Here is a 6,185-nt window from a genome sequence, read left to right as displayed (position 1 = left end):
GCCGCCACCTCACCGGGAATCGCGGCCTGAACCTCCCTGACGTCGGCCCCGCTCCCGCGCACCTCCACCACGCCGAACGGCGCGGTCGTCTCCTCGACGTCACCGAGCAGGCCGGCGAAGAAGCGCTCATGCTCTTCGGCGCTCACGGCGCCCTTGGCCTGGGCGACGAAGGTGCGGAACGGCAGCGGCTCGGGCAGTTCGTGGCCCCGTCCGGCCAGGAACGCCTGGACCTCGCCGAGCAGCAGGTCGAGGCCGAGGTGGTCCTGCACCAGGTGGTGCACCCGCACCAGAGCAAGCCAGCGGCCGTCGTCCTCCGTCGCGTGCACGTCGAGCAGCGGCGCCCGGCCCACGTCCATCGACAGACCGACCGTGGCCAGCAGGTCGCCCGCGATCTCGGTCACCGGCAGTTCCGCTTTTCGCCACACGACCTGGACCGGCTCGGGGAGCCCCTCCCACATCACCGCCGTGCGGAAGATGTCGTGCCGGTCGATCACCCGCTGCAACGCGTCCGTGAAGGCGTCCAGCCGAGCGCGTGTGTCGAACTCCAGCACCGTGGGTGTCACGTAGGCGTCGTCGCCGCCCTCGGCGAGCAGGTGGTGGAAGAGCAGACCTTCCTGAAGCGGAGCCAGCGGGTAGATGTCGGCCACGTTCGCCGCACCGCCCGGCACTCCCGCCACGATCCGGTCGATGTCCGCCTGGGACAGCTCCACCAGCGGGAGCATCTCGGGCGTGATCTCGGTGGCGTCGTCGGGGATCGCGTTGGGGGGGACGGTCACCTGCTCGGGTCCGGACGCGGCGGCCAGGCCGATGACGGTCGGTGTCTGGAACAGGGCTCGTACGGACACGCTGACGCCGCGTTCGCGCAGCCACTCCACCAGGGTGACCACCAGCAGCGAATGGCCGCCCAGCGCGAAGAAGTCGTCGTCCACGCCGACCCGCTCCAGCCCGAGCACGTGCGCGAACCCCTCGCACAGCAGCTCCTCGCGAGCGTCGGCGGGGCCACGGCCCTTGCCGGCGGCGTACCGCGGGGCGGGCAGCGCCCTGCGGTCCAGCTTGCCGTTGACCGTGACGGGCAGCGCGTCCAGCACCACCACGGACGCGGGCACCATGTGGTCGGGCAGCCACTGCCGGGCGTGCCGCCGCACCTGGCCGGGCAGGTCCGTGGTCGCGCCGGCCGGGACGACGTAGGCGACCAGCCGCGGGTCGCCCGGAATGTCCTCGCGGATCACCACCGCCGCCTGCGCGACCTGGTCGTGCCGCTGGAGCACCGCCTGAATCTCACCGGGCTCGACCCGCATGCCGCGGATCTTCACCTGGTCGTCGACCCGGCCCGCGAACAGCAGCTCGCCGTCGGCGTTCCACCTGGCCAGGTCCCCGGTGCGGTACATGCGCCCGCCGTAGGGGCAGGCCACGAACCGCTCGGCGGTCAGGGCGGGACGCCCGGCGTAGCCGCGGGCGAGCTGCACCCCGGCGAGGTAGAGCTCGCCCGGCACGCCCACGGGAACCGGCCGCAGGCCCTCGTCCAGCACGTACGCCCGCGTGGCCGCCACCGGCGCGCCGATCGTCACCGGGTGCCCCGGCAGGCAGCGCGACGCGGTCACGTCGACGGACGCCTCGGTGGGGCCGTACATGTTGTGCAGCTCGGTGTCCGCCAGCCGGGCGAAGAACCGTTCCTGCAGACCCTGCGGGAGCGCCTCGCCCGAGCAGACGACCTGCCGCAGCGGGACGCCGGCGCTGCCAGGCTCGTGCAGGAACACCTCCAGCATCGACGGCACGAAGTGGGCCACGCTCACCTCGGCCCGCCGCATGAGCTCGGCGAGGTAGGCGGGGTCGCGGTGCCCGCCGGGACGGGCCACCACCAGGGCGGCTCCGACGGTCAGCGGCCAGAAGAACTCCCACACCGACACGTCGAACCCGAACGGCGTCTTCTGCAGCACGCGGTCGCCGCCGGTCAGCGGGAGCCGCCGCTGCATCCAGGCCAGCCGGTTCACGATGCCCGCGTGCGGGACGACCACGCCCTTGGGGCGGCCGGTCGAGCCGGAGGTGTAGATGACGTACGCGGGCAGGTCGGGGCTGAGGCGTCCCCGTTCCGCCTCGGTCAGCGGCTGGCCCGACACGTCCGCCGCCTCGTCCACCCGCAGGCAGGCGGCGTCGTCCGGCACCAGGTGCGCGGTGCTCGCGGCGGCCACGACGATCCCGGCGCGCGCGTCCGCCGCCATGAGGGCGATGCGCGACGCCGGGTGCTCGGGCTCCAGCGGCAGGTACGCCGCCCCGGCCTTGAGCACGCCGAGCAGCGCGATGACCAGGTCGGGGCCGCGTTCGAGTGCGACGCCGACGACCGACTCGGGGCCCGCCCCGCGCTCGATGAGGCGGCGGGCGAGCCGGTTGGCGCGGGTGTCGAGCTCCCTGTACGACAGCTCGGCCCCGTCGAAGAGCACCGCCGTCGCGCCGGGCGTCCGGACCGCCTGCGCCTCGATCAGCTCGACCAGCGAGCCGCCGGCCTGCGGGGCTCCGGTGTCGTTCCAGCCGTGCAGCACCAGGTCACGCTCGTGCGTGTCCAGCACGTCCACCTGCGACAGTCGGGTGCCGGGCGCGGCCACCATCACGGCCAGCGCCCTGGCCCACCACTGCGCGAACCGCTCCGCCGTCCCCGCCTCGAACAGGTCGGCGGCCAGGATCGCCGCGCCGCGCAGCCCGTCCGTCGCCTCCCTGAGGTTCAGCTCCAGGTCGAACTTGGCGGACGGCTGGAGCCGGGCGTCCCCGCCCGGGGCCGCGCCGGTCACGGGGAGATCGACGTCGGCGTCGGCGACGTTCTGCAGGGTCAGCATCACTTGGAACAGCGGGTGCCGCGCCAGCGACCGGGCCGGTGCCAGCTCTTCCACCAGGCGTTCGAAGGGCACGTCCTGGTGGGCCAGCGCTCCCAGGCTCGCCATGCGGACCCGGGCCAGCACCTCGCGGAAGGTGGGGTCGCCGGACAGGTCCGTACGCAGGACCAGCGTGTTGACGAAGAAGCCGACCAGGTCGTCCAGCGCCTCGTCGGTACGTCCCGCGTTGGCCGTGCCGATCGGGATGTCACGGCCCGCGCCCAGCCTGGACAGCAGGACGGCCAGCGCGGCCTGCAGCACCATGAACGGCGTCACGCCCTCGGCCCGCGCCACTTCCAGCAGCCGCGCGTGCACCTCGGCGGGAACGTGCAGCGGCACCACGTGACCCAGGTGACCGGCCACCGGTGGGCGCGGGCGGTCGCTGGGCAGCGTCAGCTCCTCCGGTGCCCCGGCGAGCGTCTCCCGCCAGTAGGCGACCTGGCGGGACAGCAGGCTGCCCGGGTCGTCCTCGTCGCCCAGCAGGTCACGCTGCCACAGGGCGTAGTCGGCGTACTGGACCGGCAGCGGCTCCCATCGCGGGTCCTGCCCGGCGCGGCGGGCGGCGTAGGCCAGGGAGAGGTCACGTCCGAGCGGGGTCATCGACCAGCCGTCGCCGGCGATGTGGTGCACGACGACCACCAGCACCTGCTCCTGCGGCCCGGCGTCGAACAGCCACGCCCTGATCGGCACCTCGGAGGCCAGGTCGAAGGCGTACTGCTCGGCCCGCGTCACCGCTTGACGCAGCTCGTCGGGAGCCACGCCGACCACCGGCAGCTCCCACTCCAGCTCGTCCATGCTGAGGATGCGCTGGTACGGCTCGCCGCCCTCGACGGGGAACACCGTCCGCAGCACCTCGTGCCGGGCGATGACATCGCGCAGGGCGGCGTCGAGCGCTGCCCTGTCGATCTCGCCGGTCAGGCGCAGTGACGTGGGCAGGTTGTAGGTGGCGCTCGGGCCCTCCAGCCGGTGGATGAACCACAGGCGGCGCTGCGCGAACGACAACGGCACCCGCTCCGGGCGGCCGCGGAGGGTCAGCGGCGGCCTGGCCGCGCCGGCTTCGGCGATCCCGGCGGCCAGCCCCGACACGGTCGGATGCTCGAACAGCGTCCTGATCGGCACCTCGACGCCGAGGATGGCGCGGATCCTGCTCACCAGCCGCACCGCCAGCAGCGAATGCCCGCCCAGTGCGAAGAAGTCGTCGTGGACGCCGACCCGCTCCTTGCCGAGCACGTCGGCGAAGGCGGCGCACAGCAACTCCTCGTGCAGCCCCACTGGGCCGGCCGCAGTGGTGGTCTCCTGTTGCGGGGCGGGGAGCGCGGCGCGGTCGAGCTTGCCGTTGACGGTCAGCGGCAGCTCGTCCAGCACGACCACCGCTGATGGGACCAGGTGGGCGGGCAGGCGGTCGGCGGCGTAGCGCCGGACATCCTCGGCCTCGCCGCCCACGACGTAGGCGACCAGGCGTTTCTCTCCCGCGTCGGCGGGCACGATCACCGCCGCCTGGGCCACGTCCGGGTGCGTGGCCAGCACCGCCCGCACCTCGCCCGGCTCCACGCGCATGCCGCGGATCTTCACCTGCTCGTCCACCCGGCCCACGAAGACCAGCTCGCCGTCGGCGGTCCACTTCGCGACGTCGCCCGTCCGGTACATCCGGCCGTCGCCGAACGGGCAGGCCACGAACCGTTCTCCGGTCAAGGAGGGCCGGCCGACGTAGCCGCGTGCCACCTGGACGCCCGCGATGTAGACCTCTCCGGCGACGCCCGGGGCAACCGGAGCCAGGTTGTCGTCCAGGACGTACAGCCGGGTGTTGGCGATCGGCCGGCCGAAGGGGACGACGCCGTTGACGTGCTCCACCGGGCCGGCGGTCACCATCACCGTCGCCTCCGTGGGCCCGTAGGTGTTGACGAGCTTCCGGTCCCGAGCCCAGGCCCGCGCCGTCCCGCTCGCGATCGGCTCGGCACCGACCAGGACCGTTTCCACCCCGGTCCAATCGGCGGGGTCCACGACCTCCAGCAGCGACGGCACCACACTGGCCGCACGGACGTCGGCGGAGGTCAGCAGGTCCTTGAGGAGTGCCGTGTCCATGCGCTCGCTCCTGCCGGCGATCGCCAGCCGGCCGCCCCGGCTCAGCGTCACGGCGACGTCCAGGACGGAGGCGTCGAAGCCGAACGAGGCGAACTGCAGCACCCCCACGCCCGGCTCGACCCCCATGACCGGGCCGAACACCTCGATCAGGTTCACCAGCCCGGCATGCGCCACGCCCACGCCCTTCGGGACCCCGGTCGAACCCGAGGTGTAGATGACGTACGCCAGGCTCGATCCGTCGATCGCGACGCCCGGCCGCTCGTCCGGCAGCGCCGCCGAGTCGCCCAGCGTCACCCGCTCGACCTCGGGCGGCATCTCCGTCCTTCCGTCGGTGATCACCACGACGGGTGCGGCGTCGGCCAGCATCCAGGCCCTGCGGTCGGCCGGGTACTCCACGTCGATCGGCACGTGGACACCGCCCGCCTTCCAGACGGAAAGCATCGCCACCACCACATCGACCCCGCGCTCCAGCACGACGCCCACCGGCGACTCCGGGCCCACACCCTTCGTGATCAGGTGCCGGGCCAGCCGGTTCGCCCGCGCCTCCAGCTCCGCGTACGTCACCTCGACGCCACCGCACACCACCGCGACCGCATCGGGCGTTGCCTCCGCCCGCGCCTCGAACAGCTCCACCACCGAGGTGGGCGTGCGCGGGGTGAGCTCGCCCTGCCAGTCCCGTACGACCTGCCGTCGCTCGGTGGCGTCGAGAACGTCGATCTCGGACAGCCGGACGGAGGCGTCCTCCACGAAGCATCCGAGCAGCCGCACCCACCGCCGCACCAACCCGTGGGCGGTGCTCTCGTCGAACAGGTCGGTCGCCGCGATCAGCGACCCCCTGAGCCCGGCCGGGGCTCCGTGCTCGTCGAAGACCTCGCCGACGTTGAAGTCGAGGTCGAAGCGGGCGGACACCTCTCCGGCGACCATGCCGGACGCCGCCACATCGGGCAGGTCCAGCGTCGCCTCGGTGTTGTTCTGGACGGTGAGCATCACCTGGAACAGCGGATGCCGGGCCAGCGACCGGGACGGGGCCAGCTCCTCCACCAGCCGCTCGAACGGCACGTCCTGATGCGCCAGCGCCCCCAGCGCCGCCTCCCGCACCCGCCCCAGCACTTCCCGGAACGACGGGTCGCCCGACACGTCCGCTCGGATCACCAGCGTGTTGACGAAGAAGCCCGCCAGCTCGTCCAGCGCCTCATCCAACCGGCCAGCGTGCGCCGACCCGATCGGCACATCCCGCCC

General features: G+C 73.3%; 1 protein-coding gene. It reads right to left on the bottom strand.

The genetic code is table 11. The features are described 5' to 3' along the window. A partial coding sequence (locus ABZW11_RS45935) for an amino acid adenylation domain-containing protein (protein ID WP_355432800.1) occupies positions 1 to 6,146 on the bottom strand: 6,146 nt, incomplete at its 3' end. Positions 6,147 to 6,185 lie beyond the last annotated feature (39 nt).

The sequence above is a fragment of the Nonomuraea sp. NPDC004580 genome (genome assembly GCF_040609855.1).
Taxonomy (GTDB): Bacteria; Actinomycetota; Actinomycetes; order Streptosporangiales; family Streptosporangiaceae; genus Nonomuraea; species Nonomuraea salmonea.
Note: the sequence above shows the minus strand (reverse complement) of the source record. Positions and strands in the feature narration are given on the sequence as shown.